Source organism: Ramlibacter sp. P4_H7 (genome assembly GCF_056400765.1).
On sequence record NZ_JBFUKP010000001.1, the window covers coordinates 439,675 to 466,599 of the forward strand.

Sequence of the window (26,925 nt, forward strand, 5' to 3'; positions counted from 1 at the left end):
TCAGGCCGTGACGGCCTGCGTGCAATAGTGCTTCACCAGGCTGAGGAGCTCTTCTTCGGAGTAAGGCTTGCCCAGGTAGTGGTTGACGCCCAGTTCCTTCGCGTGTTCGCGGTGCTTCTCGGCGATGCGCGAGGTGATCATCACGATCGGCAGGTGCGAGAGGCGGGCGTCGCCGCGGATGTTGCGCGCCAAGTCGAAACCGTCCATGCGCGGCATCTCGATGTCCGACAGCACCACCGACGGCAGCTCTTCGGCCAGCCGCTCCAGCGCCTGCAGGCCGTCGGCGGCCAGCGCCACGCGATAGCCTTCGCGCGTGAGCAGGCGCTGCGTCACGCGGCGCACGGTGATCGAGTCGTCCACCACCAGCACCAACGGCACCGCGGGCGCCGCCGGAATCGCTGCCACCGGCACGCCGGCCTTGCCTGACTGCTCCAGCATCTCGGGCTGCGCATGGTCGGCGCTCATTGCGCGCGCCTGCTCGCCATACACCTGCGCCAGCGCCACCGGGTTGTAGATCAGCACCACGGCCCCGGACGCCAGCACGGTCATGCCGGCGAGGCCCGGCAGTCGCGCCATCTGCGGGCCGAGGTTCTTCACCACCACTTCCTGGTTGCCCAGAACTTCGTCGACGTGCACCGCCACTCGCTGCGCGGCGGAACGGAACACGACCACCGGTAGCGTCTTGCCCTGAGGCTCCGAGCTGCGCGCGGAGGACTGCAGCAGGCCGCCGGACCAGAAGAACGGCAGCTGTTCACCGGCGAAATCGAACGTGCCGGCGTTGTACGCTTGCTGGACTTCCTTCAGGCTGGCGCGGCGAACCAGTTCCACGAGGTTGGCCGGTACTCCGATTGCGAGCTTGCCCGATCGCACCATGACCACCTGCGTTACGGCAGTGGTCAGCGGCAGCACCAGCCTGAAGCTGGTGCCGCGACCGGCCTGGGTGGTGGTCTCGATGCGGCCGCCCAGCGCGTTCACTTCCGCGCGCACGACGTCCATGCCGATTCCACGTCCGGCGAGTTCTGTCACCTGCTGCGCCGTGGAAAAGCCGGGCAGGAAGATCAGGTTGGCGGCTTCGGCATCGGACAGCTGTTGGTGCGGCGCGATCAAGCCCTGCTGGATCGCTTTCTCGCGGATCCGGGAGACGTTGAGGCCGGCGCCATCGTCCTGGAATTCCACGGAGACGTCGTTGCCTTCGTGGCGCACGTGAATGGTGATGCTGCCGGCGGCATCCTTGCCGGCGGCTGCCCGGCCTTCCGGCGTTTCGATGCCGTGGGCCACGCAGTTGCGCAGCAGGTGCTCGAACGCCGGCGTCATGCGGTCCAGCACGCCACGGTCCATCTCGATGGAGCCGCCGAGGATGTCCAGCTTGACCTGCTTCGCGCTTTCCTTGGCGGCCAACCGCACCACGCGGTAGAGACGGTCGGAGATGCCTTCGAACTCCACCATGCGAGTGCGCAGCAGGTCACGCTGCAGTTCGCGGGTCTGCCGAGCCTGCGCAATCAGGTCGTCTTCGGTCGCTTCCACGACGCGGTGGATGTTCCGCTGCACGGTGGCCACGTCGTTCACCGACTCGGCCATGAGGCGGGTCAGTTCCTGTACGCGGGTGAATCGGTCGAACTCCAGCGGGTCGAAGCCGGCCGCCGTGTCCTTCGCCTGCGCCATGCGCGATTGCATCTGGGATTCGGCCTGCAGCTCGATTTCCCGCAACTGGGTGCGCAGGCGATCCAGGTTGCCCGTCAGGTCGCCAAGCGAGCCGCGCAGCTGGCGCAGCTCGGATTCGAGGCGCGAGCGGGTGATCATCACCTCGCCGGCCTGAGTCACCAGCCGATCGAGGAGCTGCGAGCGAACACGCACGGCCTGGTTCGAAGCCTGGCGCGCGGAGGTGACGCTCGTCTGGACCGGCATCGCGATCGCGGTGCGGGAGATAGCGGGCGCCTGCACCGGTGCGGCAGGGGGCGCCTGGATCTCAACGGGCCGTGACTGAACCGGCGCGGCTTCCACGGGTTTGCCCGGCGCCTGCATGGGCGTGATTGACTGCAGTGGCGCGGCCGGGTGGTTGGCCGCCAGGGCCGCCCCGGGTTCTGCCGTAGCCGCGTCCGCCGGAGCGAAACCTCCGGTGGCCCGCAGCGTGTCGAAGCGCGCCTGCATCGTGTCGAAACGTTGCAGCAGGGCCTCGATGTCAGCCACGTGCACGTCGTCCTGGCCAAGGTACTCGACCTCGGATTCCATCCGGTGCGCCAGTTCACCCAGCTGGAGCGCGCCGGCCAGACGGGCACTGCCCTTGAGCGTGTGCAGAGCGCGCAACACCTGGTCGCGCGGTTCGCGCTGCTGGGGATGGGCCACCCAAGCGCGCAGTGCGCTGCCCAGGGAAGGCATGAGTTCCGCGGCCTCTTCCTCGAAGATCGGGAACAGGTCGGGATCGATCGCGTCGACGACGTCGAGTTCTTCCTCGTCATCGGCGTGCACCAGCGGCTTGCGCGGTGTGGCTGCTTGCACGAAGGTGGCGGGTCTTGCGATGGGCGCCTGCGGAACCATGGGCGCGGACGGTGCGGCCAGAGGGGGCGGATTGAGGCCGAGGTCCGCGAACCCTGAGATGGGCAGCTCCTCCGGGACGTCCGCACGCGATTCCCCTTCGGCGTCCTTGAGATCCTGCAAGTCCTGCAACAGGCGCGGGTCCGCTTCCTTCAGGAAACCGGCAGCGAACTGGTGCAGCAGGCGACGAACTTCCTCCGCTGCCTCGGTGAACGTGCGGGCATGCTGCGGAGTGCCCTCCGCGAGCGACTGCGTGTGCTGCAACGCGGCCTCGAGCGCCCGCGCGATGTCCGACAACGCTTGGAATCCCACGGTGGCAGAGCTGCCCGCGAGCGCGTGCGCCCATCCGACGGCGGAGTCCGGCACGGCCTTGTTCATTTCCAGCGTCCACTCGCTGATCTCGGTGGCCAGCCGGCGCGACCACTCATCCGCCTCGTTGAGGTACACGTTGTACAGCGGGATGCCGATGCGCAGGTCGCCGATCACCTTGACCTGTTCGTCGCGCGTCGGCGCGGCCGCTTCCATCGCTTCCGCCTCGGACGAGGTCTCGGGCAGGTCGATGTGGAACGCGTCCAGCGGCGCCATGGGCACTTCGCCCGTCGCCAGCGGACCGGTTGCGGCTGACAGGCTGGAGAAGTCGATGGCGGCGATCTCCATCGGCGCTTCGGCCGACTGCACCGGCGCGGGAAATCCGAAATCCATCTTCGGCAGGATGGCCGTGTTGACCAGCTCGGGGATGTCCTGTTGCGGCAAGGACGCGGTCGAAGCGTTCAGCGCGTCGGTCCGCGCCGGTTCAGGAGTGATGCCGAACTCTGCGAATTCCGAGGGAAGTTCATCGGCGCTGAGCTCGGACACCTCGGCTCCCGCAGGAGCGGCGGCCAACAGCTCGGCGCGATCCCCGAGATCGAACTCCATGGCTGGCAGATCGCCGTTCGCGGGCGTCGCCACGGTCGAAGCGGGTGCATCGAGGTCCAGCGAAAACGTCAGTTCCGCCCCAGTGGCAGCGGGCGGAAGTGCGGTCGGCGCGTCGAGCGTGACTTCCTCTGCGGCCCCGGCGCTCTGGTCGATGGCCAACAGATTCGAGAGAATGTCGGCGTCCTGCGCTGGCGCTCCTTGCGCTGCTGGCGCATGCTCCATGACCGCAGCGGCCGGCACAACCAAGGCCACCAGCCGTTGCTCGGAACGCATGGCTTCGCCTGCATCCCGGAACACCGAAGCCTTCCAGGCCGCGTCCGTCCCCTTCGCGATGTCATCGACCCAGCGACCGAAGGCCTGTAGCGCGTCGGTGGACAGCGAAAGCAGGTCGTCAGTGGCCGGCTTCTGGTCGGCCAGCCAGGTGTTGAGAACCTGCTCGAGTGCCCAGGCCGCCTCGCCGAACTCATTGAGGCCCACCATGCGCGAGCTGCCTTTGAGCGTATGGAACGCCCGGCGCAGGGTCGTCAGCTCCGCCACGTTCTTCGGCTCCTCGGACAGAACCTGCAGCGCATTCATGCCGTTCTGGACGACTTCGCGCGCTTCCTCCAGGAAGATCTCGCGCAATTCTTCGTCACCGTCGTCGTCTTGCGCCGCGGCCGTCGCGCTGGCAGGCGCCGACGCGACTGGCGCTGCGGTGCGCACTGCGGAAGCCGACGGAACAGGGGACGAAGCGGTCGCGAGTTCCAGCGAGGGCAGCTCCAGCGAAGGAGTTGCGGCCTCGGCGGTGATCGAGGATGAAATCGCATGCGCAATGTCCGAAGAAGCCGAACCCGGCTCAACGGCCGGCCGGGGCAATTCGGCACGGCCCATCAGCGGACGCAGCTCCGCGTGCACGTCGTCCCACACGAACAGCTTCTTGGCCAGCGTGGGCTGGTAGTTCAGCATGTCGATCAGGAAGCCGAGCGCACCGAGGTTGACGCCCAGCTTGTCGAAGGTGCCGGCCGTCCGCACCTGCTCCTCCTCGACTTCGGTGGTGATGGTGTCTTCCACCGTTTCGCGCATCCGCAGCACGGCTTGTGCGGCCTGGTCGAGTCCCAATACGGACAGCACCCCCCGCATCTGCGCGAGGAAGTTTGGCGCGTCGCGCAGAGGGCCCTTGTCGGCAGGGTTGCGGAAGAACTGGTCCAGCAGTTTTTCCAGTTCCGCCATCGTGCCGCGCAGCTCGCCCACCACGCTTCCCATGGTTTGCTTATCGCTCACGCGCCGATAGAGATCTTCGACCCAATGCTCCAGCGGTTCGGGATGTCCCCCCTGAACGACTTTCTTCAACCGTTCGGAGAGTCGCGCGGTCCGATCGGCCAGCTGCTGGTCGTTCGGGTCGAGGTCCTGGAAGGCAGCCTCAAGGTAAAGCACGGCCGTGGCAACTTCCATTGCCATCTCGGCGCTGGGCGCCTTGTTGCCCTTGACCACCGTGTCAACGGCGGAAGCCAGTGCCCCGGCCAGCGGCTGGGCTGCGGGATAGAGCTTCACCAGCGTGTCGCACAACGCGCCGAACTGCTCGCCGACTCCCTTGACCTTGTGGGCCTCGCCACCCGAAACCGCGGACCAGGTTTCCTTGCACGCGGCGATTCGCTTGCGCAGTTGCGTGAGCAGCAGCGGATCGAAGCGGCCAAAGGGACTGCTGGCGTAATCCACCGGCTTCGAGGCCGTCAGTGCGTAGCCCTGGCGCACCGCACTCAGTGCGGGCACCGGAGAGTCAGGCGCTGCCTGCGCGCAGAAGAAAACGAGGTCCTGGGCGAGCCGATCCGAGACGGCCGGGTCGCCCTTTGCGAGCGATGCGTACTGGAGCAGCACGCGCGAGGCGGCCCGCTTGACGTAGACATCGGCCGGCAACAGGCCTTGCGCAATGGCTTCGAAGTAGCCCGCGGCGATCTTCCAGAAGATCTTCGGCTGACGCGCGTCCTGCGCCGCCGCGAGCCCCAGGCTCACCGCGACCAGATCCTTGCCGGCCGCCGCGTCGGCAGACTTGACGATGCGCAGCACGGCCTGGTCCATGCGCCCACGGACGGTGACGTCATAGGCCAAAGGTGCCGCTGACGGCGCCGGGAAATCGTTCCAGCGCCAGTCCATGCCCCAGAGGTCGGCTGGGTGCACGCGATCGCCACCCGCGAGGTCCTGGACGTCCTTGTATTGCAGGAACAGCGACAGGGTCGACACGTTCTTGCCGCCCAGCAAGGCTTCGAGAAATTCGGTGAGGGCGAAGCCGGCGCGCTCCACTTTGGCCGCGGCGGCCTCGGTGCAAAGCTCCGGCCGCTCGACGAACTTTTGCGCGACGGCCTCCATGCTGCGCAGCATGTGCGCGGGCGCGGCCAGGCCGACCATCTCCAGCGCGCCGACCGCCTGGTGCATGTGCTGGCGGGCAATGCGCAGGTGGCCGTTGTCGACGTTGGTGAGGTCCTCGCCCCTCGCTTGCGCGGCATCGCGCACGAAGCGGCGCAACGCGGACGAAGCGGACTCGAGGGACTTGCGCAGTTCGTCCAGCACCCAGGCCAGGGGGCCCAGGTCATTGTTCGCCAGATCGGTTTCTTGGGCTGCTTGCATTGAGTGTTCCGTCTGCTGACGCTCTGCGCGGTGGGCGGCTCCCGCGACGCCCGCTGCCTTCTCTTATGCGATCTTGAATCGCGACACCGACTGGCGCAGTTCTTCCGCCATCCGGGTCAGTTCGCGAACCTGCTGCGCGGTCGACCGCGTTCCTTCACCGGTCTGCTCCGTCACCGCGAAGATGTGCTGGATGTTGCCGGCCACCACGTTCGCCGACTCGGCTTCCCGGGATGCGGACTGCGAGATCTGCTCAATGAGGTCCGCAAGCCGGCGCGACACCTGGTCGATCTCGGTCAGAGCAGTACCTGCGTTGTCGGACAGCTTGGCCCCTTCCACCACGCCCTGCGTCGAACGTTCCATGGCGGCCACCGCGTCCTGCGTGTCCGTCTGAATCGCCTTCACCAGCGCCGAAATCTGGCGCGTCGCGTCCGCGGAGCGCTCAGCCAGTCGCTGCACTTCTTCCGCAACCACCGAGAAGCCGCGTCCCGCTTCACCGGCCGACGCGGCCTGGATGGCTGCGTTCAGGGCCAGCACGTTGGTCTGTTCCGTGATGTCCGAAATCAGTTCGGTGATTTCGCCGATCTCCTGCGAGGATTCGCCAAGCCGCTTGATCCGCTTCGACGTTTCCTGGATCTGGTCGCGAATGGCGTTCATACCGCCGATCGCGTTCTGCACGGCCTGGAGGCCCTGCTCGGCGGCTTTCAGCGATTGGCGCGCCACCTGGGCAGACTCCTGCGCTTGACCCGACACGGTATTGATGCGGCCCGCCATGTCGAGCACCGACTGGCCAGTTTCGCGAATCTCGCGCAGCTGCTCGGTCGAAGCCGCAAGCAGTTCGGTCGAGGTGCTTTCCACCTGCGCCGTCGTCTGGGCCACCTTGGTCGCCGTGGTCTGCACGCTGCCCACCAGCTGGCGCAACTCTTCCACCGTGTAGTTCACCGAGTCGGCGATGGCGCCGGTGATGTCCTCGGTCACGGTTGCTTCCTGCGTGAGGTCGCCTTCGGCCACCGATTGCAGTTCGTTCATCAGCCGAAGAATGGCGGCTTGGTTCGCGTCGTTCACGCGCTTGGCTTCCTGCTCCTGGCGCTCGGCTTCCTGCCGCATGTTCTCGGCGCGCTCCTGGCGGGTGCGGCTGTCCTGCAGCTGCACGTAAGCGAGTCCGAAGGCGCACAGGATGGCGAAGGCAGCGGCAAGGGCCAGGGTCGCCAGGGAGCCGGCGCCGAGACCAGTCTGCGCGGACAGCTTGCCCTGGAGGTCTTCCAGCTGCCGGCGAAGCGGTTCCGAGTCCGCAATGATGGAAGCCTGAGCTTCACGCGCAGAGACCAGGCCTTGCAGGTTGCCCAGAATGGCGCCAGCCTGCGTGCGGGTCTGCTCGTACAGCTTCAGGAGCGCGTCCAGACGCTCGCGCGTCTGTTCATCTTTCGAACCCGGCAAACGCAGCTCGGGGCTGCCATCCATCAGGCCCTGCGCGATTTCCTTGAAAGAGTTCAGGTCCTTGCCAAGCAGGAACACGGCTTCCGGCGAGACACCCTCCATCGTCAGGAACTCGTTCGCCGACTTGCCGATCCGCTGCGTCAGCATCACGAGCTGACCGGCAGCGGAGATCTCCGCCGGGTTCGCGTTCTGCTGCAGCTTGAGGGAGGACACCGTCTCGGCGATTTCCAGCAGGTCCGAAGACTGGCGGTTGATGGTGCGCAGCGCCGCACCCACCTGCGTCAGGATCTTCTGCTGGCTCAGCACGGTCTGCGCATTCTTTTCAGCGCGCTGCATCAGCGGGAAGATTTTCTGCAGGTCGCCTTGCAGGTCTTCAGAAATAGGCGCCAGGCGCAGGTTGGCGTCGCCGTCCTTGAAGCCTCGCACCGTCTGCGCCAGCACCTGCGCGGATTCCTTCACGTCCGGGAAGGCCTGAGGGCTGCCGATGAGCGCCTGGGACACCGACTTGGCAAGCCGCTGCGACTGCATCAGCGAGTTACCCGTGCCAGCCACCTGCTGGGCCACCTTGTCGGCCTGCGTCACCGCCACACCGGCCACCGTTCCCAGTACCGCCAGCGCGAGCGCCAGCAGGGTGAACAGAATCCGCTGGTGGGTCGCCGTCGTGCGTCGTCCAAGCAGCGGCACAGAGATGAGTTCAGCCTGATCGATCTCCTCGACGATCGAGTCCTCGCCGATGGTGCTCTCGTTCTGCGTGCTTCCCGCCTCGATGGTGGCCGTGGTCGGATCCGGCGTGCCGAAGCTGAGGTTCTGGGTCACGGAGGGATCGGCTTCCTCGGGAGGCTTCTTGCCGAACAGGTTCTTCAGAGAAAAGACGACGGACATGGTGGTGCCTTCGGGAGGTCTAAGCGCTGATGCTCAGGAATTGCGATTGTTGAGACAGCGCCTGCAGATTGATTTCCTGCCAGTAGGCGCCACTGGCATCGGTGTAGCCGCTGCCGAAGTAGTCCGGAGAGCCTTCGGGAGCATCGCTGGACGAGACGAATGCGTCCATGTTGCGCAATCCGGCGAGCCGGTCGATCAACAGGGCGCAATTGATTTCGAGCAACTGGTTGAGCGCAACGAGGCGAGACTCGGCGCGCGCCGCGTCGGATCGCTGTGTCGGCGGCCTGCCGCTGACGTAACTCGCCAGATCGACCACCCCATACAGGCCACCGCGCAGGTTGGCCACGCCGAGAAACCAGCTCTGCGTATAGGGAACCGTCTGCGTAGCGGCGTACGGAAAGATTTCGCCGGATTGGCTCAGCGGAAACAGGTACTTGCTGCCGGCGGTTTCCACCGCGAGCCAGCCAGCCTGCACGCCCTCGGTCCGGGCTGCCTGCAGCCGGCTGGCGAGCCGGCTTTGCAGTTCGCGGAGGGCTTCGCGATTGGCCATGAGAGGGTGCGGCGCGCCGCTCTCAGCCCAGGGCCTTGATCTTGGCCATGAGCTCGGCGGAGTCCACCGGCTTGGTGATGTAGTCGCGCGCGCCTTGCCGCATTCCCCAGACCCGGTCGGTTTCCTGGTTCTTGCTCGTGCACATGATGATGGGCACGTCGGCGAACTGTGGGTCGCGCGTGATCGCGCGGGTCAGCTGGAAACCGTTCTGGCCGGGCATCACCACGTCCATCAGGATCAGATCGGGCTTCTCCTCGCCCAGCCTGCGGAACGCGTCTTCAGCGCTCTCGGCAGTCTTGACGGAAAAGCCGTTCTTTTGCAGCAGGTCCGTCATGAACATCAACTCGGTCTTCGAATCATCGACCACGAGTACTTTGCGGATGGCCATCGCCTCTCTCCTTATTGTTTCGCGCTGCCGAACTGCTGCACGGTCTGCAGCAGCTGGTCTTTGGTGAAGGGTTTGGTCAGGTAGTCCTGCGAGCCGACCATGCGGCCGCGGGCCTTGTCGAACACGCCGTCCTTGGAAGACAGCATGACCACGGGAACGGACGAGAACTTGGCGTTGCGCTTGATGATCGCGCAGGTCTGGTAACCGTCCAGCCGGGGCATCAGGATGTCGCAGAAGATCAGGTTGGGCTCGTAGTCGTTGACCTTGGAGAGGGCGTCAAAGCCGTCTTCGGCCAGCATGACCTCGTGGCCGCCCTGCTTCAGGAAGATCTCCGCACTGCGCCGGATGGTGTTGCTGTCATCGATCACCAACACCTTCAATCCAGTGGTGCTCACTTGACGCCTCTCCTCACTTGTAACTTCTCGAGGTGCGGCATCTCCTCAGACTCGCCCCAACGCCGCTTTCTCAGATCTGGACCATTTCGAAGTCTTCCTTGCGCGCCCCGCATTCGGGGCAAGTCCAGTTCATGGGCACTTGGTCCCACGGTGTCCCGGGGGAAATTCCATGTTCCGCAGCACCAGCGGATTCGTCGTAAATCCACCCGCAAATCAGACACATCCAGGTTTTTGTCTCGGTCACAGCTTAAAGGGCCTTCGCTTAGAATGCAACGATTGTATCTAGGCCCTCTGCCTACGAAATCGTCGGCGCGCCACAGCGAAGATCACGGGCCCATGACTAATTCCACACCTATCGAGACGAAGCCCTCGCAGCCCGAAGGCGACGACCAGGGACCGGCGTGCGTGTTGGTGTTCAACGCGAGCGACCCGAGCGGTGCAGGTGGACTCGCTGCGGACATCACTGCGATCGCGTCGGTCGGTGCGCATCCCCTGCCCATCGTCACCGGTGCCTACGTGCGTGACACCGCCGAAGTGTTCGACCATTTCGCCTTCGATGAAGATGCGGTCGCCGAGCAGGCGCGCACGATCCTCGAGGACGTCCCGGTGCAGGTGATCAAGGTTGGATTCGTGGGCAGTCCGGAGACACTGAGCACCATCGCGGAGATCACCGCGGACTATCCGGACGTGCCCGTCATCTCTTACATGCCGGCGTTGTCGTGGTGGGATGAAGGACCGACGGATCTCTACGAAGACGCGTTCCGCGAACTGATGTTGCCGCAGACCACCGTGTTGGTAGGAAACCACAGCACGCTGTGGCGATGGCTGTTGCCGGAGTGGAACAACGAACGCAGTCCCACGGCGCGCGACATTGCAAAAGCCGCATCCGAGATGGGCGTGCCCTACACGCTCGTCACCGGCGTGCCGCTGCCGGACCAGTTCGTCGACAACGTGCTGGCCACGCCGCAGGCCGTGCTGGCGAACGAAAAGTTCGAGCGTTTCGACGCGGTGTTCTCCGGCGCCGGGGACACGCTGTCCGCCGCGCTTGCCGCCCTGGTCGCGGGAGGTGCCGACCTCACGGCCGCCGCCGGCGAATCGCTGGCCTATCTGGACCGCTGCCTCGACGGCGGCTTCCGCCCGGGCATGGGAAATGTCGTGCCCGACCGGTTGTTCTGGGCCCAGCCCGACTCCGAGGAAGCCGACGACGAGGACGGCACGAGCAACGGCCCTTCGGCCTTCGACCTTCCTGCGCATGACACCAAGCACTGACAAGAACCAGCAACTGTTCGACCGCGCCCGCGCGCTCATCCCCGGTGGCGTGAACTCGCCGGTGCGCGCGTTCCGCGCCGTCGGCGGCACGCCCCGCTTCGTGCAGCGTGCGCAAGGCGCTTACTTCTGGGACGCCAACGACACCCGCTACATCGACTACATCGGTTCCTGGGGTCCCATGATCCTGGGCCACGGCCACCCCCGCGTGGTGGAAGCCGTGCAGAAGGCCGTGCTGGAAGGCTTCTCCTTCGGAGCCCCGACCGAACGCGAAATCGAGTTGGCCGAGGAGATCGTGAAGCACGTGCCGTCGGTGGAGATGGTGCGGCTGGTCAGCTCCGGCACCGAAGCGGCCATGAGCGCGATCCGCCTCGCGCGCGGCGCCACCGGCCGCAGCCGCATCATCAAGTTCGAGGGCTGCTACCACGGCCACGCCGATGCGCTGCTGGTGAAGGCGGGCTCCGGGCTCGCCACCTTCGGCCACCCCACCAGCGCCGGCGTGCCGCCCGAAGTGGTGCAGCACACGATGGTCCTGGAATACAACAACATCCAGCAGCTGGAAGAGGCCTTCGCCACGCATGGCCGTGAGCTCGCCTGCATCGTGATCGAAGCGATCGCCGGCAACATGAACTTCGTGCGCGCCAACGTGCCTTTCATGAAGCGTTGCCGCGAGCTGTGCACGCAACATGGCGCATTGCTCGTGTTCGACGAGGTGATGACCGGCTTCCGTGTCGCGCTGGGCGGCGCTCAGAGTGTTTACGCCAGGCAGATCCGCGGATTCGCACCCGACATCACCGTGATGGGCAAAGTGATCGGCGGCGGCATGCCGCTCGCGGCCTTCGGTGGTGCCCGCGCCCTGATGGAGCGACTGGCGCCCCTGGGCCCTGTCTACCAGGCAGGCACGCTGTCGGGCAATCCGGTGGCCACCGCCTGCGGCCTCGCGACCCTCAAGGAGATCTCGCGACCCGACTTCTTCCCTGCCCTCGCGCGGAAAACGAAGTCGCTGGTCGACGGCCTGCAGGCCGCCGCGGCTGAAACGGGCGTCCCCTTCTCCGCCGACTGCGAAGGCGGCATGTTCGGCTTCTTCCTGCTGCCGCAATTGCCGCAGAACTATCCCGCCGTGATGCAGAGCGATTCGCCGAAGTTCGGCAAGTTGTTCCACGGACTGCTCGACCGGGGCGTGTACATCGCGCCCGCCCTGTACGAAGCCGGCTTCGTGAGCTCCGCGCACACGGACGCCGACATCGCGCAAACCGTGCAGGCCGCACGCGAGGTGTTCAAGACGCTGGCCTGATCGAACGCGTTCATCCCAAAAGAAAAGCGGCCCGCGGGCCACTTTCTCCTTGCAGCTACGCGATTCAGTGTCGGAAGTGCCGCACGCCGCTGAACACCATGGCGACCCCGCGTTCGTTCGCGGCGTCGATGACCTCCTGGTCGCGCATCGAACCGCCCGGCTGGATTACGCAGGTCGCGCCCGCATCCACCACCACGTCCAACCCATCGCGGAAGGGGAAGAAGGCATCGCTCGCGACCGCCGTGCCCTGCAACGACAGCTTGGCGTGCTGCGCCTTGATGCTGGCGATGCGCGCGGAATCGAGACGGCTCATCTGCCCGGCGCCCACGCCCATCGTCATCCCGTCCTTGCAGAACACGATCGCATTGGACTTCACGTACTTGGCCACTTTCCATGCGAACAGCAAGTCCTGCAACTCCTGCTGCGACGGCTGCTTCCGGGTGACCACCTTCAGTTCGCCGAGTGTCAGTTCGCGGTTGTCGGCCGTCTGCATCAGCAGCCCGGAGCCGACGCGCTTGATGTCCATGAGGTTGCGGCCGTTGTCCCAGTCGCGCGAACCGCCAGGCGGCAGCGCGATCTTCAGCAGCCGGACGTTGGCCTTGCTGGAGAACACCTGCAGCGCCTCTGGCGAAAAGTCTGGCGCCATCAGCACCTCGACGAACTGTTTGGCCACCGCCTGTGCGCCGGCGCCATCCAGGGGACGATTGAAGGCGATGATGCCGCCGAACGCCGAGGTCGGATCGGTCTGGAAAGCCTTGCTGTACGCCTCGAGCGGATCCTTCCCGAGTGCGACACCGCACGGATTGGCATGCTTGACGATGACGCAGGCGGGCGTGTCGAAGCTCTTCACGCACTCCCATGCCGCATCGGCATCCGCGATGTTGTTGTACGAGAGCTCCTTGCCCTGCAGCTGCTGCGCCACCGCGAGGGAACCGGGGGCCGGGTAGAGGTCTCGGTAGAAGGCCGCCTGCTGGTGCGGGTTCTCGCCATAGCGCAGGTCCTGCAGCTTGACGAAGCGGCCGTTGGCTTGTGCCGGAAAGGGCGATCGGCTGCCGTCCTCCTGCAATGCGGACAGGTAGTCGCTGATCGCCGCGTCGTAGTTGCTGATGCGGTTGAACGCAGCGACTGCCAGCGAGAACTTGGTCTTCTGCGAGATCGCGCCGCTCGTGCGGAGCTCGGCGAGCACGGGCTCGTACTGCGAAGCGTCCGTCAGCACCGCGACGTCCTTCCAATTCTTCGCCCCGCTGCGCACCATGGCCGGGCCGCCGATGTCGATGTTCTCGATCGCGTCCTCCAGCGTGCAGCCCGCCTTGGCCACCGTCTGCTCGAAGGGATACAGGTTCACCACCAGGATGTCGATGGTGGTGATCGCATGCCGGTGCAGCGCCGCCACGTGGTCGGGATGGTCACGCCGCGCCAGCAGGCCGCCGTGGATCTTGGGATGCAAGGTCTTGACCCGGCCATCCAGCATTTCGGGGAAACCGGTGAGTTCGGCCACCTCGGTGACGTGCAGGCCGCTGTCGGACAGCAGCTTGGCAGTGCCGCCGGTCGAGATCAGGCGGACGCCGGCGGCGTGCAGCGCCCGCGCCAGTTCGACCACGCCGGCCTTGTCGGAGACGGAGAGAAGTGCGTTCATTTCAGCAGCTTGTGTTCGATCAGTTTCTTGCGCAGCGTGTTGCGGTTCAAGCCCAGCCACTCCGCGGCGCGCGACTGGTTGTTCTCGGCCTTCGCCATGACGACTTCCAGCAGCGGTTTTTCCACCACCTTCACCAGCATCTCGTACATCCCATCCGGCTCGGTCCCGCGCAGGTCGCGGAAATAGCCTTCCAGGCTGGCACGGACGCACTCTTCGATATGTTTCTTGCTCATGCGTCGTTCTCTACAGGTTCCTCCGTCGGCACGATCGCGGACGGCGCCGGCATCCGGTCCGCGTGCGCGGCGAGCTTGTCGAAGAAACGATGGACGGCCGCCACCTGCTGTTCGCAGTCCTCGATGGCGTTCATCTCGGCACGGAAAGCTTCCCCCTCCGGAAGGTCCCGCACGTACCATCCGATGTGCTTGCGCGCGCTGCGCACACCGGTATATGGACCGTACAGCGCATAGTGGTCCTCGAGGTGACCAAGCAGCGCGCGCCGGATCTCCGCCACCAGGGGCGGCGCGAGCCGCGTGCCGGTGGCGAGGAAGTGCACGATCTCCCGGAAGATCCACGGGCGGCCTTGCGCGGCGCGGCCGATCATGACGGCGTCGGCGCCGGTCCATGCCAGCACGTCCCGCGCCTTCTCGGGCGAGCAGATGTCGCCATTGGCCACCACGGGAATGCCCACCGCCGCTTTCACCGCCGCAATGGTCTCGTACTCGGCCTCGCCTTTGTAGCCCTGCTCGCGCGTGCGGCCATGCACCGTGAGCATCCGCACACCGGCCGATTCGAAGGCTCGGGCCAGGGTCACCGCGTTGCGGTGCTGCTGCGACCACCCGGTCCGCATCTTCAGCGACACGGGCACGGCATGGGGCTCGCAAGCCCGCACCACCGCCTCGGCGATGGCGAGTGCCAGCGGCTCGTCCTGCATCAGCGCCGAGCCCGCCCACTTGTTGCACACCTTCTTGGCGGGACAGCCCATGTTGATGTCGATGATCTGCGCGCCGCGATCGATGTTGTAGGCGGCGGCTTCGGCCATCATCTGCGCATCGGTGCCGGCGATCTGCACCGCCACCGGACCGGGTTCGCCTTCATGGTTGGCGCGGCGTGAGGTCTTCAGGCTGTTCCACAGATCCCTGCGCGACGTCACCATCTCGCTCACCGCGTGGCCGGCCCCGAACGCGCGGCACAGCTGCCGGAACGGGCGGTCGGTGACGCCCGCCATCGGCGCCACGAACACGTTGTTCGCGAGTGGGTAGGGGCCGATGTGCATGGAGGACGAACGGAAGGCTGCCGAAAAAAGAGGCACGATTGTAGGCTGGCGGCATTTCAGCGCTTGAAATCGATCCACTTGCGCTGCGGCAACCCGGAACCGTCCGACTTCCCTAAGATGGACGCGCATGCAAGCCTGGCTCCAGACCGCTCTCGCGCTGCTGGCTCTGCCCGAATACGGGCTGAGCACCCTGTTCGTGGCCGCCTTCGTCTCCGCCACGCTGCTGCCGGTGGGCTCCGAGCCGGCGTTGTTCGGACTGCTCCAGCTCAATCCCGACTTGTTCTGGAGCGCCCTGTTCGTGGCCACGGCGGGCAACACCCTGGGCGGCATGGTGGACTGGTGGATGGGCTATGGCGCGCACCAGGTCGCCGACAAGTACGGCACCTCCCGCGCGCACCTCAAGGCATTGGATTACCTCAAGCGCCTCGGACCCAAAGCCTGCCTCCTGGCCTGGCTTCCGATCGTCGGCGATCCGCTGTGCGCGGTGGCAGGCTGGCTGCGGCTGCCTTTCTGGCCCTGCACCGCCTACATGCTGGTGGGCAAGTTCCTGCGCTACCTGGCCATGACGACGGCCCTGCTCTGGATGTTCCCGCACTGAGGAGCAGGGTCGTCCCGGGCTCCTGCCTCTGGACAGCGACCGAAGCGACCAGCATTCTGTAAAGCCACAAGTCGTCGAACTGCAGACGGCGCAAGGCGGTCCAGTGGAGCTTGGAAATCCAGAGTGCTCGAATAAAGCCGAATCGTGCGCTTGCCACGAATGTTGAACGCGAGGAAGTAGTCATTTCGCCACGGCGACATAGACATCTCCCGTACGGCTCGCTTACATTCACTCACGTCCGCAAACCAATTTACTACTCATGGATTGATGGGTTGGCGGCCTGAACGCGGTTGTATTCAGGCGCGCGCTCATCGCACGGACCAACCGAGGAGGCCCCAGGCGTATCGCAGATTTCGGAAGCGGATCCGGCCGCCTGGAAAAGCTCCTCTCACGAACATACAGCAGGACAGCGCACAGCAGGCCCTTGTGGGCATTGCTTGGGCGGAGCTTTGAGTGAAGGAGATGAAGAAGAGAGACGACCCAAGAGAAAGGAAGACCAAGCTCGCACATTGACTTGCACCCTTACGCAGGTGGCCGCCGTCGTTGGGGCCAGACTGTTCCAGATCAAGACTTACCAAGAGGAGACAAAGATGAAGGCCATCCAATCCGTGTTCGCATCGGTCATCACCGCAGCACTACTTTGCACCGCCGCTTCCGCGCGTGCGACGGATCTGCTCGACACCGTCAAGCAGGCCGGCGTGTTGAAGATTGCGGTCGAAGGCACCTACCCGCCATTCACTTTTCGCGGCGCCGGTAGCGGACTCGAAGGTTTCGACATCGAGGTCGCCAAGGCCGTCGCGGCAAAGCTCGGAGTGAAGCCGGAGTTCGTCGTCACCGAGTGGAGCGGAATCATTGCTGGCCTGCAAGAAGGCAAGTTCGACGTCATCGTCAACCAGGTCACCATCACGCCCGAACGCCAGAAGGTGCTGGATTTCAGCCAGCCCTATGTTTTTTCTGCCGCGCAACTGATCCAACGCGCCAAGGACGACCGCCAGTTCACGGCGCTTTCCGATTTCACGGGCGACAAGAAGCTGGGCGTGGCTGCGGGTTCGAACTATCAGCAGATGGCTCGTGCGGTTTCCGGCATCAACGTGAAAACCTACGAAAGTGCACCCGAGAAACTGGGTGATCTGGTTCGCAGCCAGATCGACGCAACGATCGATGATCGTCTGATGGTGGCGCACACCATCAAGACGTTCCGCCTGCCGCTGCGCCCGGGCGCGATCCTGAAAGGACCCCAGCAGGAAATGGGCATTCCGTTCCGCAAGGGGAATCCGAAGTTCGCGAAGGCGATCGACGAAGCGCTCTCCTCGATGCGACAAGACGGATCGCTGAAGAAGATGTCGGTGGCCTGGTTCGGTGCTGACACCTCGGTGCCGGCAGGGCTGTAACGCAGGCACGACGGCGTTTCGGCGCGCAGCCGCGAGGGCGGCGCGCGCCCGAGACCCGTTCTGAGAGATTCTGGCCGTGCACTGCCCGCACGGGTGGCAAGTTCCTGCGCTATTCGGTCATGACGACGACGCTGCTCTGGACCCGCACTGAATGGGCTCCTCCGGCGGATCCTGCGCCGAGGCGGGGATCAGCGCGCCGGCAGCCAGTGCCAGCAGCATGGCGTACAGAAGGGCGTCGTAAGCCTGCAGGACGCGACGCCGCAGGCGCACGAAGAAGCGAGAAAGGTCCGGCATGCCGCCTCCTGGCCGCGCAGGGCGCGCGGCAGAAGGGGACTCTAGGCAGCAGCGCCGGCGGATTGCAGTGAACTCTTCACCGCAACCGAGCGGCGTTCAGACGTTGAACAGGAAGTTCATGACGTCGCCATCCTTGACGATGTACTCCTTGCCTTCGCTGCGCATCTTGCCGGCATCCTTGGCGCCCTGCTCCCCCTTGAAGGAGAGGAAGTCCTCGAAGGCAATGGTCTGCGCCCGGATGAACCCGCGTTCAAAATCGGTGTGGATCACGCCCGCCGCCTGTGGGGCCGTGGCGCCGATCGGGACCGTCCAGGCGCGCACCTCCTTCACGCCCGCCGTGAAGTAGGTCTGCAGGCCCAGCAGCTTGAACGCCGCCCGGATCAGGCGGTTCAGGCCGGGCTCGTCCTGGCCGATTTCCGCCAGGAACATCTTCTTGTCCTCGTCCGGCATGTCGGCGATCTCGGATTCGATCTTGGCGCAGATCGCCACCACCGGTGCGTTCTGGGTCGCCGCATACGCGCGCAGCTTGTCCAGGTGCGGGTTGTTCTCGAAGCCGCTTTCGTCCACGTTGCCGACGAACATCGCCGGCTTGGCAGTGATCAGGAACAGCGGCCTCAGGAGTGCCTTCTCGTCGTCGGTCAGCGCCAGCGTACGCACCGGCCGGCCCTCGTTCAGCGCCGCCTGCACCTTGGGCAGCACCTGCACCATCTTGGCGGCTTCCTTGTCGTTGCCGGACTTGGCGGCCTTGCTGTAGCGGGCGAGCGTCTTGTCGACCGTGCCCAGGTCGGCCAGGCACAGCTCGGTCTGGATCACCTCGATGTCGGACACCGGGTCGACCCGTCCCGCGACGTGGATCACGTTGGCGTCCTCGAAGCAGCGCACCACGTTCACCACCGCATCGGTTTCCCGGATGTGGGCGAGGAACTGGTTGCCCAGGCCTTCCCCCTTGCTCGCGCCGGCCACCAGCCCTGCAATGTCCACGAACTCGACGATGGCGGGAACGATGCGTTCGGGCTTGACGATGTCCGCGAGCGCGGTGAGCCGGGGATCGGGCAGTTCGACCACCCCCACGTTGGGTTCGATGGTGCAGAAGGGGTAGTTTTCGGCAGCGATGCCCGCCTTGGTCAAGGCATTGAACAACGTGGACTTGCCGACGTTCGGCAGACCCACGATCCCGCACTTCAAACTCATGTCAGTTCCCGCAAATCAAGCCGGAAAGTGTATGCCATGGCCATCTCCCGGCCTGCCGAGGCCGGGACCAGCACTCCGGGGAGCGGCGTCCTAGTCGAACTTCCAGCCCGCGCTCACCGGCTGGCCGACCCGCAGGGTGCGGTCGATTCCCTCCACCACGATCGCGTTCATGCCGAACGTGACGGCGCCTCCCACCAGGTCGTTGCGGCGGTATCCCTGCAGCGTGTCGGTGACCACCGGATCGCTTTCGGCGGTCGCCGGGTCGATGTTGGGGATGGGACAGCGCGGGCAAGGCTTGACCGGCCGCAGTTGCACCTCGCCATCGTCGGCGGCGATGCGTACCAGGTCCAGGCGATCCTCGTCCTGCGCCTGCAGCCCTTCCAGCACGATGTTGGGGCGGAATCGCTCGATGCCGACCGCCGGCTGGCCCTGCGCGGCGAGCTTCTGGTTCAGCTCCTCCAGCGAGGCCGTGCTGGCCAGCAGCAGCGGGTAGCCGTCGCTGAATTGGTTGAGCGCTTCGGCGCCCTGCGTCCAATCCTTGCTGGACAGCCGGCGGACCTCGGGGTCGAACCGCACCAGCCGCAGCTTCCGGCCGAGGAAGTCGGAAAACCATTGGGCCGCCACGGCGCCCATGTCGTAGGCGGTGACTTCGTCGTCCCAGATCCGCACCCGCACCGGCTCCTCGACGGTGTCGATCGCCAGGTGCAAGGCCAGCATGCCGGGCGCGCGCAGCACCACCTCGCTGAGCTTCAGCTGGGGACGGACCAGCGCCATGTGCGGCAGCTCGCGCTGGGACACGAACTCGCCAGCTTCGTCGACGACCATCCAGGCACGGTCCAGGTCCAGTCCCGTTTCGGTCAGCACGGCCTCGCGCAGTTCCACGCCGGCGCAGGACTTGACCGGATAGACGAACAATCTGGCGACACGGGCGGTGGCTTCGGGCGGCTGGCTCATGGGCGCCGATTGTGCCCGGCTCCTACAATCGCGGGATGGCTGCACCCTATGACGTTTGCATCCGCGGCGCGGGCATCGTAGGCCGCACGCTGGCCCTGCTGCTGGCGCGCGACCGGCTGCGCGTGGGCCTGGTCGACGTGCCGCCGTCCCCTGCCAGCCGCTCCGACGTGCGGGCCTACGCCCTGAACGCGGCATCGCGCGAACTGCTGCTGCGCCTGCGTGCCTGGCCCGACGAGCAGCATGCGACCCCGGTCGCCGCCATGGACGTGCGCGGTGACGACGGCGGCCGCGTCCGGTTTGCCGCTGCCGACGAAAACGTTCCGGCCCTCGCCTGGATCGTCGAAGTGGAGCCGCTGCTCGCCCGCCTGGCGGAGGCCGTTCGCTTCCAGGCACACATCGAGGTGCTTACTGCGCCGCAGGCGGCGGCGCTGACCGTGGTCTGCGAGGGCCGCGCCAGCAGCACCCGGGCCGAGTTCGGCGTGAACTTCGAACTCACCACCTATCCGCAGCGGGCGCTCGCCGCGCGGCTGGACTGTGAAACTGCGCATGGCGGCGTCGCGCACCAGTGGTTCGCCGACGGCAACGTGCTGGGCCTGCTGCCCATGGGGGGCTCGCAGGCGAACTCCGTGGCCCTGGTGTGGTCAGTGCTGGAGCCCCGGGCCGACGAGTTGCTGGCGATCACGCCGGAAGAATTCCAGGCGCGGCTGCAAGCCGCCTGCGGCAACGTCCTGGGCGCGATGAAGCTGACGACGGAGCGGATGGCGTGGCCGCTCCAGAGGGCGCTGGCGGACCGCTGGTGCGGTCCCGGCTGGGTGCTGGCGGGCGACGCGGCGCACAACGTGCACCCGCTCGCCGGGCAGGGCCTGAACCTGGGCCTCGCCGATGCCGAGACGCTGGCGCAGGTGCTGCACGCGCGGGAGTATTGGCGCAGCCTGGGAGACGAGAAACTGCTGCGCCGCTACGAGCGCGCACGCAAGGCGGACGTGCTGGCGATGGCCTGGACCACCGATGGGCTGCAGCAGCTGTTCGCCCAGCCGGCCGAGCCTGTGGCATGGTTGCGCAATTGGGGCATGCGCGGTTTCGACCGCAGCGGCCCGGTCAAGCACTGGGTGGTGCGCCAGGCCATGGGGCACGCGCAGAATCTGTTGAGAACGGAAAAGTCATGAACGCGAAAGCGATCCGCATCGGGCTGGCCGCAGCCCTCCTGGGCTTCGGCGCGCTCGCCAGTGCCGCTGACGGCAACAACATGGCGCCGACGGCCGCCAACGCGGCCACGCAGGTGCCGCCCGCGGTCGAGGCCGCCCTGCGCAAGAACCTGCCGGCGCGGCTGCCCAGCTTCCCGCAGATCGACCAGGTCAGCCGCACGCCCATGGCCGGCATCTACGAGGTGCGCATCGGCAGCGAGCTGTTCTACACCGATGCCGAGGGAAACTACATCATCAACGGCGAGATGATGGACACCCGCGGGCGCCGCAACCTGACCGAAGAGCGCATGGACAAGCTCCTGGCGATCGACTTCAGCCAGCTGCCGGTCAAGGACGCTTTCGTCATCGTGCGCGGCAATGGAAAGCGCAAGCTGGCGGTGTTCGAGGACCCCAACTGCGGTTACTGCAAGCGCTTCGAGCGCGACCTGCAGAAGATCGACAACGTGACGGTCTACATGTTCCTGTACCCCATCCTCGGCCCGGACTCGATCGACAAGTCGCGCGCGGTCTGGTGCGCGAAGGACAAGGGCACGGCCTGGACCGGCTGGATGGTGCGCAACGAGCCCCTGCTCAAGCCCGACGCGAACTGCGACGCCAGCGCGCTCGCGCGCAACACCGAATTCGGCCGCAAGCACAAGATCACCGGTACGCCGACGCTGGTCTTCCTGGACGGTTCGCGCGTTCCGGGCGCGATCGCGGCAGCCGACATCGAGAAGCTGCTGGCGAACGGCGGCAAGTGACCGCCCCGCGCCCCGCCGGCCCCCACTACCGGGTCGAGGCGGCGGATCCCGCCGCGCACCTGTTCCACGTCACTCTCACGGTCCCCCGGCCCCAGGCGGGGCAGCGGCTGTCGCTGCCAGCCTGGATTCCCGGAAGCTACCTCGTGCGGGAATTCGCCCGGCACCTGCAGAAGCTCAGCGCTCGGCAGGACGGAAAGCCGGTCGCCATGCACCAGCTCGACAAGGCGAGCTGGCAGGTCGATTGCGTGCCCTCCAGCCCGCTCGTGCTGTCCTACGAGGTCTATGCCTTCGACAACTCGGTGCGCACGGCCTGGCTCGATGGCCAGCGCGGGTTCTTTAATGGCACCAGCCTTTGCCTGCGCGTGCATGGCCAGGCGCAGGAGCCGCACGAGCTGGAGCTGGTCGCGCCGCGCGCGTTCCCGCACTGGGAGGCGGCCACCGGACTCGAACCGCTGAAGACCGGCAAGCGCGGATTCGGCACCTACGCGGCGGCGGACTACGACGAGCTGGTGGATTGCCCGGTGGAGCTGGGTGCTTTCTGGAGCGCCGAATTCCGGGCGGGAGGGGTGCCGCACCGGGTGGTGGTGTCGGGAGGCACCGCGGCGTTCGACACGGACCGCTTCGTGGCCGACATGCAGAAGATCTGCGAAGCGCAGATCCGCTTCTGGCACGACCGCAAGCGGCCGCCGTTCAAGAACTACCTGTTCCTGCTGAACACGGTGGACGACGGCTACGGCGGGCTGGAACACCGCAATTCGACGGCGCTGATCGCCTCGCGGCGGGACCTGCCACGGGTGGGCGAGCCGCGCCAGGCCGAAGGGTATGTCACGCTGCTGGGCCTGATCAGCCACGAGTACTTCCACACCTGGAACGTCAAGCGCCTGCGTCCGGCGGAGTTCGCCCACTACGACTACAAGCAGGAGAACTACACCCAGCTGCTCTGGTTCTTCGAAGGCTTCACCAGCTATTACGACGACCTGCTGCTGCGGCGCGCGGGACTGATCGACGACGCCACCTACCTCAAGCTGCTCACCAAGACCTGCAACCAGGTGCTGCAGACGCCCGGCCGCGAGGTCCAGTCGGTAGCGCAGGCCAGTTTCGACGCCTGGGTGAAGTACTACCGGCAGGACGAGAACACGGCCAATGCCACGGTCAGCTACTACACCAAGGGTGCGCTGGTCGCGATGTGCTTCGACCTCGCACTGCGGCTGGAAGGCCACAGCACGCTCGACGAGGTGATGCGGGCGCTCTGGCAGCGCTGCAAGGGCGGCCCCATGGCGGAGGCCGACTTCGCCGCGGTGCTCAAGGAGCTGGGCGGACGCGCCTTCACGCGCGAACTGGCGGCCTGGGTGCATGGAACGCGCGAACTTCCGCTGAAGGAACTGCTGGAGCAGCACGGCATCGCAGTCATGGAAGAACCCGCGCAGCTGCAGCAGCGTCTTGGCGTGCGGGTCACCGAGTCGCAGGGCATCGTGCTGAAGAACGTGCTGCGCGGCGGGGCGGCGGAGCAGGCGGGCTTCGCGTCGAACGACGAATGGATCGGCGTGGAGGTCACGGGCACGGGCTGGCGGCTCGGCAAGCTCGACGACCTGCTGCTGTACGCGGGCAACCAGCGCAAGCTCACCGCGCTGGTGGCGCGCGACCGGCGCCTGCTCCGGCTGGATCTCGCGATCCCGGCGGGCGTCACCACCTGGCGGCTGGTCCTGCGCGACGCCGCGAGGGGCCAATCGTGGTTCGGGCCACAAGGCTGAAGCTCGCTGCGCTGGCGTGCGCCGTGGGCGTCCTCCACGTGGTGGCGCTCGAATGGATCGGCCGCGAGATGGCGACGATCTCCGGCCTCGCGGCGATGGCGCCGGTACTGTTCACCCGCACCTTGACGCCCAGTACGCCACCGCCGGTGGTCGCTGCGGCGCCCGCGCCTGCGCCCGCACCCAAGCCGCGCCCGCGTGCAGCGCCCCGTCCCAAGCCCCCGGCGTCGTCCCCCGAAGAATTGCGCCGGCAGCAACAGGAGGACGAACAGGCGCAGGAAGAAGCGCGGCTCCGGGTCGAAAAGGTGCGGCGCGAAGCCGAGCTGGAGCGCCAGGCCGCCGAAGCGCAGGTGCAGGCCGCGGCCGCCGCCGCGTCACAGCCAGCCAGCGCGCCCACCGAGGCCGCGAGCCAGGCGAGCGCGGACACCCCCTCGCTGGACCACTGGCCCACCGACACGCGCCTGACCTACCAGCTCTCCGGCGAGTTCCGGGGGCCCCTGTACGGGGATGCCCATGTGCAGTGGCAACGCGAAGGCGCCAAGTATCAGGTGCGGCTGGATGTGCGCATCCAGGTGTTCGGCACGCAGATCATCACCAGCCAGGGCGAGGTGACACCCGAGGGCCTGGTGCCCCGCGCCTACGAGGAACTGCGGCCCGGCAAGCGACGCTTCGCGCAGCTGGGGGACGAGGTCATCGTGCTGGAGAACGGCCGCACGCTGCCGCGGCCGCCGGGTGTACAGGACACGGCCAGCCAGTTCGTCGAGTTCTCGCAGCGCTTCGCGACCGGGAAAGAGGTGCTGCAGGTGGGGCGCAGCGTCAGCGTGTGGCTGGCCCGCCCCGGCGGGCTGGACCAGTGGACCTACGACATCGTGGACCGCGTGATGCTGCGCACGCCGAGCTTGGGCGAGATCGAAGCATTCCACCTGAAGCCCCGCTCGATTCCCAACCCCCGGGGCAACATCACCGCGGAGATGTGGATTGCGCCCAGCCTGCAGTACCTGCCCGTGCGCATCAAGGTGGTGATGGGCAACGAGGCCTGGCTCGACCTCATGGTCGACCACATCGAGCAGAGATAGCGGTCGGCGTCCCGCCGGCTCAGGGCTTTCGCTGGTCTACCACCCGCCTGGCCTTGCCCAGGCTGCGCTCGACACCACCGGCCGGCCGCAGCTCGACCTGTGCGCTGGTGCCGATGAAGGACTTGATGTGGTGGGCGAGCGCCTGCGCTGCCGCCTGCGCCTGGCTGCCGTCGGGCGCCACGCCGGCCGCGACCTCCACCGCGACCGTGAGCGCGTCGAGCGGCCCCTCCCGCGTGAGGATGCACTGGTAGTGCGGCGCCAGGTCCGGCTGCTTGAGGATCAGCTCCTCGATCTGCGTCGGGAACACGTTGACGCCGCGGACGATCATCATGTCGTCGCTGCGGCCGGTGATCTTCTCCATGCGCCGCATGGTGCGCGCGGTGCCGGGCAACAGGCGCGTGAGGTCGCGGGTGCGATAGCGCACGATGGGCAGCGCCTCCTTGGTGAGGCTGGTGAACACAAGCTCGCCGAATTCGCCTTCGGGCACCGGCTGGCCCGTCTCGGGATCGACGATCTCCGGGTAGAAATGGTCCTCCCAGATCGTCGGGCCGTCCTTGGTCTCCCAGCACTCGTTGGCGACGCCCGGTCCCATGACCTCCGACAGCCCGTAGATGTCCACCGCCGAAAGATCCAGGCGCTGCTCGATCTTGGCCCGCATGTCGTTGGTCCAGGGTTCGGCCCCGAAGATGCCGATGCGCAGGCTGCTGGCGCGCGGGTCCAGCCCCTGGCGTTCGAATTCGTCGGCGATCGCCAGCATGTAGCTGGGCGTCACCATGATGAGGTCCGGCCGGAAGTCGTTGATCAGCTGCACCTGTCGCTCGGTCTGGCCGCCGCCGAAGGGCACCACGGTCAGGCCCAGCTTCTCCGCGCCGTAGTGCGCGCCCAAGCCGCCGGTGAACAGGCCGTAGCCGTAGCTCACGTGCACCATGTCGCCGGGCCGCGCGCCGGCGGCGCGGATGCTGCGCGCCATCACCAGCGACCAGGTCTCGATGTCGCGCTGCGTGTAGCCGACCACGGTGGGCTTGCCGGTCGTGCCACTGGACGCGTGGATGCGCACGCACCGTTCCCGCGACACCGCGAACATTCCGAAAGGGTAGCCCTCGCGCAGGTCCGCCTTGGTGGTGAACGGGAACCTGGCCAGGTCGTCGAGGCTGCGGCAATCGTCCGGGTGTACCCCGGCGGCGTCGAACTTGCGCCGGTAGGCAGGCGAGTTGGCGTAAGCATGCTGCAGCGTCGCCTTCAGTCGCTTCAACTGCAGCGCCCGCAGTTCGTCGACGCCGGCCTTCTCGATCGCTTCCAGGGGAAAGCTCTTCATCACTCCTCCGGGATCACCGTGCCCTGGATGCTGGTGCTCTTGCCGCGGAACATGGCGACCACTTCGCCGCGTTGGTTCCGCACCTGCATGTCGTAGATGCCGTGGCGCCCCTGCAGCACCTGCTCGACGCCTTCGCAGGTGAGCACGTCGTCCAGGTGCGCGGGCCGGAGGAATTCGATGCTGCACCCGGCAGCCACCGTCACCTTGTTGTGGCTGTTGCACGCGAACGCAAAAGTGGAGTCGGCCAGGGTGAAGATGAGCCCGCCGTGGCAGATCTTGTGGCCGTTGAGCATGGGCTGGCGCACCTCCATGCGCATCACCGCGCGACCGGGCTCGCACGACACCAGTTCCATCTGCAGGAAATCCTTGCTGGCGGCATCGACGGCGAACATCGCCTCGCCGACCTTCGCCGCAAGCTGTTGGGGCGTGAGCTTGCCGGTCATTCGCCCTTGAACTGCGCGGGACGCTTCTCGCGAAAGGCCATCACCCCTTCGATGTAATCGTGGGTCCGGCCCAGTGCGGACTGCGTGTCCCGCTCGAGATCGAGTTGCTGGTCGAGCTCGTTGGACGCAGCGGCACGCAACAGCTTGCGCGTGCGCACCAGGGCCGCCGTCGGCATCGTCGCGAGCCGCTGGGCCAGCCCAAGCGCTGCCTCGACGCAGTCCTGTCCTTCCGGCGCCACGTCCCAGATCATTCCCCACGCCTTGGCATCCTGCGCGCCCACCTTGTCGCCCAGCATCGCGCAACCCATGGCGCGCGCCAGCCCCAGCTTCTTCACGAGGAACCAGGAGCCGCCCGCATCGGGCACGAGGCCGATCTTGCTGAAGGCCTGGATGAAGGACGCGCCCGGGGCTGCGACGGCGAGATCGCAAGCCATGGCGAACGAAGCCCCCGCGCCCGCGGCCACGCCGTTCACGGCAGCGATGGTGGGCACCCGCAGGTCCATCAGCTTGCGGATGGAGGGGTTGAAGGCCTGCTCGATCACCGGCCCCGGATCCGCGCGCTTCACGAGGTCGGGTCCCGGCTCGAAATCGAACTCAGCCAGGTCGGCGCCGGCGCAGAAGCCGCGCCCCGCACCGGTGAGCACCGCGGCGCGCACCGCCTTGTCGCCGTCGATGCGCTCGAACGCGGACCACAGGTCCCGGTGCATCTGCCGCGTGAAGCTGTTGAGGGCTTGCGGCCGGTTCAGCGTGATGATCGCCACGCTGCCCCGGGTCTCGTACAGGACGGTCGCTTCGCTCATGATC

At 66.5% G+C, this 26,925-nt stretch carries 23 protein-coding genes; 8 read left to right on the forward strand and 15 right to left on the reverse strand.

From position 1 onward, the window contains the following. The 6 genes from AC1DSA_RS02250 to AC1DSA_RS02275 form a co-directional block, all read right to left on the reverse strand. Window positions 1–6,048: a hybrid sensor histidine kinase/response regulator gene (locus AC1DSA_RS02250; RefSeq protein WP_477885609.1), complete on the reverse strand. Its 6,048-nt coding sequence runs from the start codon at window positions 6,046–6,048 to the stop codon at window positions 1–3. Between the two features lie 63 nt (window positions 6,049–6,111). Further along, on the reverse strand, window positions 6,112–8,364 hold the full coding sequence (locus AC1DSA_RS02255) for a methyl-accepting chemotaxis protein (RefSeq protein WP_477885611.1): 2,253 nt from the start codon (window positions 8,362–8,364) through the stop codon (window positions 6,112–6,114). 19 nt (window positions 8,365–8,383) lie between these two features. Beyond that, complete coding sequence (locus AC1DSA_RS02260) at window positions 8,384–8,914, reverse strand: chemotaxis protein CheW (protein WP_477885612.1); 531 nt, start codon at window positions 8,912–8,914, stop codon at window positions 8,384–8,386. 22 nt (window positions 8,915–8,936) lie between these two features. Continuing rightward, a complete protein-coding gene (locus AC1DSA_RS02265; RefSeq protein WP_477885614.1) occupies window positions 8,937–9,302 on the reverse strand; it encodes a response regulator transcription factor in 366 nt (121 codons plus the stop codon). 11 nt (window positions 9,303–9,313) lie between these two features. After that, window positions 9,314–9,697, reverse strand: a complete 384-nt coding sequence (locus AC1DSA_RS02270; protein ID WP_477885615.1) for a response regulator — start codon at window positions 9,695–9,697, stop codon at window positions 9,314–9,316. A 70-nt stretch (window positions 9,698–9,767) separates the two neighbouring features. Continuing rightward, the gene (locus AC1DSA_RS02275) at window positions 9,768–9,941 is read right to left on the reverse strand and encodes a rubredoxin (RefSeq protein ID WP_477885617.1); all 174 of its coding nucleotides are present in this window, start codon (window positions 9,939–9,941) and stop codon (window positions 9,768–9,770) included. Window positions 9,942–10,033: 92 nt separating this feature from the next. On the opposite strand from AC1DSA_RS02275, the gene thiD reads away from it, so the two are divergent. Then, the gene (gene thiD / locus AC1DSA_RS02280; RefSeq protein WP_477885619.1) at window positions 10,034–10,966 is read left to right on the forward strand and encodes a bifunctional hydroxymethylpyrimidine kinase/phosphomethylpyrimidine kinase; all 933 of its coding nucleotides are present in this window, start codon (window positions 10,034–10,036) and stop codon (window positions 10,964–10,966) included. Continuing rightward, on the forward strand, window positions 10,950–12,257 hold the full coding sequence (gene hemL / locus AC1DSA_RS02285; protein ID WP_477885621.1) for a glutamate-1-semialdehyde 2,1-aminomutase: 1,308 nt from the start codon (window positions 10,950–10,952) through the stop codon (window positions 12,255–12,257). The genes thiD and hemL overlap by 17 nt, the downstream gene beginning before the upstream one ends. Before the next feature lie 64 nt (window positions 12,258–12,321). Here the strand turns inward: hemL and purH are convergent, their stop codons facing one another. The 3 genes from purH to dusB are packed head-to-tail and all read right to left on the reverse strand — an operon-like array spanning window position 12,322 to window position 15,166. Further along, window positions 12,322–13,893 (reverse strand): bifunctional phosphoribosylaminoimidazolecarboxamide formyltransferase/IMP cyclohydrolase, encoded by a 1,572-nt coding sequence (gene purH, locus AC1DSA_RS02290; protein WP_477885623.1) that lies wholly within the window; start codon window positions 13,891–13,893, stop codon window positions 12,322–12,324. After that, a complete protein-coding gene (locus AC1DSA_RS02295) occupies window positions 13,890–14,126 on the reverse strand; it encodes a Fis family transcriptional regulator (protein WP_477885625.1) in 237 nt (78 codons plus the stop codon). Before AC1DSA_RS02295 ends, purH begins: the two co-directional genes overlap by 4 nt. Further along, the gene (gene dusB / locus AC1DSA_RS02300; protein ID WP_477885627.1) at window positions 14,123–15,166 is read right to left on the reverse strand and encodes a tRNA dihydrouridine synthase DusB; all 1,044 of its coding nucleotides are present in this window, start codon (window positions 15,164–15,166) and stop codon (window positions 14,123–14,125) included. The genes AC1DSA_RS02295 and dusB overlap by 4 nt, the downstream gene beginning before the upstream one ends. A 127-nt stretch (window positions 15,167–15,293) precedes the next feature. Here dusB and AC1DSA_RS02305 point away from each other — a divergent pair, with 127 nt between their 5' ends. Further along, on the forward strand, window positions 15,294–15,764 hold the full coding sequence (locus tag AC1DSA_RS02305) for a YqaA family protein (protein ID WP_477885629.1): 471 nt from the start codon (window positions 15,294–15,296) through the stop codon (window positions 15,762–15,764). A gap of 590 nt (window positions 15,765–16,354) precedes the next feature. Continuing rightward, on the forward strand, window positions 16,355–17,155 hold the full coding sequence (locus AC1DSA_RS02310) for a transporter substrate-binding domain-containing protein (RefSeq protein WP_477885631.1): 801 nt from the start codon (window positions 16,355–16,357) through the stop codon (window positions 17,153–17,155). Window positions 17,156–17,272: 117 nt separating this feature from the next. On the opposite strand, the gene AC1DSA_RS02315 is transcribed toward AC1DSA_RS02310, so the two are convergent. The 3 genes from AC1DSA_RS02315 to AC1DSA_RS02325 form a co-directional block, all read right to left on the reverse strand. Beyond that, a complete protein-coding gene (locus AC1DSA_RS02315; protein ID WP_477885633.1) occupies window positions 17,273–17,449 on the reverse strand; it encodes a hypothetical protein in 177 nt (58 codons plus the stop codon). A 96-nt stretch (window positions 17,450–17,545) separates the two neighbouring features. Further along, window positions 17,546–18,640 carry a redox-regulated ATPase YchF gene (gene ychF / locus AC1DSA_RS02320; protein WP_477885635.1) on the reverse strand — a complete coding sequence of 365 codons (1,095 nt, stop codon included), beginning with the start codon at window positions 18,638–18,640 and terminating at the stop codon, window positions 17,546–17,548. A 90-nt stretch (window positions 18,641–18,730) separates the two neighbouring features. After that, entirely contained in the window at window positions 18,731–19,594 is an 864-nt protein-coding gene (locus AC1DSA_RS02325; protein ID WP_477885637.1) for an MOSC domain-containing protein, read from the reverse strand. A gap of 35 nt (window positions 19,595–19,629) precedes the next feature. On the opposite strand from AC1DSA_RS02325, the gene AC1DSA_RS02330 reads away from it, so the two are divergent. The 4 genes from AC1DSA_RS02330 (at window position 19,630) to AC1DSA_RS02345 (ending at window position 24,363) form a co-directional block, all read left to right on the forward strand. Continuing rightward, entirely contained in the window at window positions 19,630–20,760 is a 1,131-nt protein-coding gene (locus AC1DSA_RS02330; protein WP_477885639.1) for an FAD-dependent monooxygenase, read from the forward strand. An 80-nt stretch (window positions 20,761–20,840) separates the two neighbouring features. Next, window positions 20,841–21,539, forward strand: a complete 699-nt coding sequence (locus AC1DSA_RS02335) for a DsbC family protein (RefSeq protein ID WP_477885964.1) — start codon at window positions 20,841–20,843, stop codon at window positions 21,537–21,539. Then, on the forward strand, window positions 21,536–23,290 hold the full coding sequence (locus AC1DSA_RS02340; protein WP_477885641.1) for a M61 family metallopeptidase: 1,755 nt from the start codon (window positions 21,536–21,538) through the stop codon (window positions 23,288–23,290). Before AC1DSA_RS02335 ends, AC1DSA_RS02340 begins: the two co-directional genes overlap by 4 nt. A 23-nt stretch (window positions 23,291–23,313) precedes the next feature. Beyond that, window positions 23,314–24,363: a DUF3108 domain-containing protein gene (locus AC1DSA_RS02345; RefSeq protein ID WP_477885643.1), complete on the forward strand. Its 1,050-nt coding sequence runs from the start codon at window positions 23,314–23,316 to the stop codon at window positions 24,361–24,363. A gap of 19 nt (window positions 24,364–24,382) precedes the next feature. Here AC1DSA_RS02345 and paaK read toward each other — a convergent pair whose 3' ends face one another. Genes paaK through AC1DSA_RS02360 form a run of 3 tightly spaced genes read right to left on the reverse strand, consistent with a single transcriptional unit; the run spans window position 24,383 to window position 26,921 of the window. Next, complete coding sequence (paaK, locus tag AC1DSA_RS02350) at window positions 24,383–25,678, reverse strand: phenylacetate--CoA ligase PaaK (RefSeq protein ID WP_477885645.1); 1,296 nt, start codon at window positions 25,676–25,678, stop codon at window positions 24,383–24,385. Beyond that, the gene (gene paaI, locus AC1DSA_RS02355; RefSeq protein ID WP_477885647.1) at window positions 25,678–26,121 is read right to left on the reverse strand and encodes a hydroxyphenylacetyl-CoA thioesterase PaaI; all 444 of its coding nucleotides are present in this window, start codon (window positions 26,119–26,121) and stop codon (window positions 25,678–25,680) included. The genes paaK and paaI overlap by 1 nt, the downstream gene beginning before the upstream one ends. Then, window positions 26,118–26,921, reverse strand: coding sequence for an enoyl-CoA hydratase-related protein (locus AC1DSA_RS02360; RefSeq protein WP_477885649.1), 804 nt, complete (start codon window positions 26,919–26,921; stop codon window positions 26,118–26,120). The genes paaI and AC1DSA_RS02360 overlap by 4 nt, the downstream gene beginning before the upstream one ends. Window positions 26,922–26,925: the final 4 nt, after the last annotated feature.

Coding starts and splice junctions, on each gene's coding strand:
- AC1DSA_RS02250 (WP_477885609.1), bottom strand. CDS start 6,048: ATGCAAGCAGCCCAAGAAACCGATCTGGCGAACAATGACCTGGGCCCC.
- AC1DSA_RS02255 (WP_477885611.1), bottom strand. CDS start 8,364: ATGTCCGTCGTCTTTTCTCTGAAGAACCTGTTCGGCAAGAAGCCTCCC.
- AC1DSA_RS02260 (WP_477885612.1), bottom strand. CDS start 8,914: ATGGCCAATCGCGAAGCCCTCCGCGAACTGCAAAGCCGGCTCGCCAGC.
- AC1DSA_RS02265 (WP_477885614.1), bottom strand. CDS start 9,302: ATGGCCATCCGCAAAGTACTCGTGGTCGATGATTCGAAGACCGAGTTG.
- thiD (WP_477885619.1), top strand. CDS start 10,034: ATGACTAATTCCACACCTATCGAGACGAAGCCCTCGCAGCCCGAAGGC.
- hemL (WP_477885621.1), top strand. CDS start 10,950: ATGACACCAAGCACTGACAAGAACCAGCAACTGTTCGACCGCGCCCGC.
- purH (WP_477885623.1), bottom strand. CDS start 13,893: ATGAACGCACTTCTCTCCGTCTCCGACAAGGCCGGCGTGGTCGAACTG.
- AC1DSA_RS02295 (WP_477885625.1), bottom strand. CDS start 14,126: ATGAGCAAGAAACATATCGAAGAGTGCGTCCGTGCCAGCCTGGAAGGC.
- dusB (WP_477885627.1), bottom strand. CDS start 15,166: ATGCACATCGGCCCCTACCCACTCGCGAACAACGTGTTCGTGGCGCCG.
- AC1DSA_RS02305 (WP_477885629.1), top strand. CDS start 15,294: ATGCAAGCCTGGCTCCAGACCGCTCTCGCGCTGCTGGCTCTGCCCGAA.
- AC1DSA_RS02310 (WP_477885631.1), top strand. CDS start 16,355: ATGAAGGCCATCCAATCCGTGTTCGCATCGGTCATCACCGCAGCACTA.
- AC1DSA_RS02315 (WP_477885633.1), bottom strand. CDS start 17,449: ATGCCGGACCTTTCTCGCTTCTTCGTGCGCCTGCGGCGTCGCGTCCTG.
- ychF (WP_477885635.1), bottom strand. CDS start 18,640: ATGAGTTTGAAGTGCGGGATCGTGGGTCTGCCGAACGTCGGCAAGTCC.
- AC1DSA_RS02325 (WP_477885637.1), bottom strand. CDS start 19,594: ATGAGCCAGCCGCCCGAAGCCACCGCCCGTGTCGCCAGATTGTTCGTC.
- AC1DSA_RS02330 (WP_477885639.1), top strand. CDS start 19,630: ATGGCTGCACCCTATGACGTTTGCATCCGCGGCGCGGGCATCGTAGGC.
- AC1DSA_RS02335 (WP_477885964.1), top strand. CDS start 20,841: ATGGCGCCGACGGCCGCCAACGCGGCCACGCAGGTGCCGCCCGCGGTC.
- paaK (WP_477885645.1), bottom strand. CDS start 25,678: ATGAAGAGCTTTCCCCTGGAAGCGATCGAGAAGGCCGGCGTCGACGAA.
- paaI (WP_477885647.1), bottom strand. CDS start 26,121: ATGACCGGCAAGCTCACGCCCCAACAGCTTGCGGCGAAGGTCGGCGAG.
- AC1DSA_RS02360 (WP_477885649.1), bottom strand. CDS start 26,921: ATGAGCGAAGCGACCGTCCTGTACGAGACCCGGGGCAGCGTGGCGATC.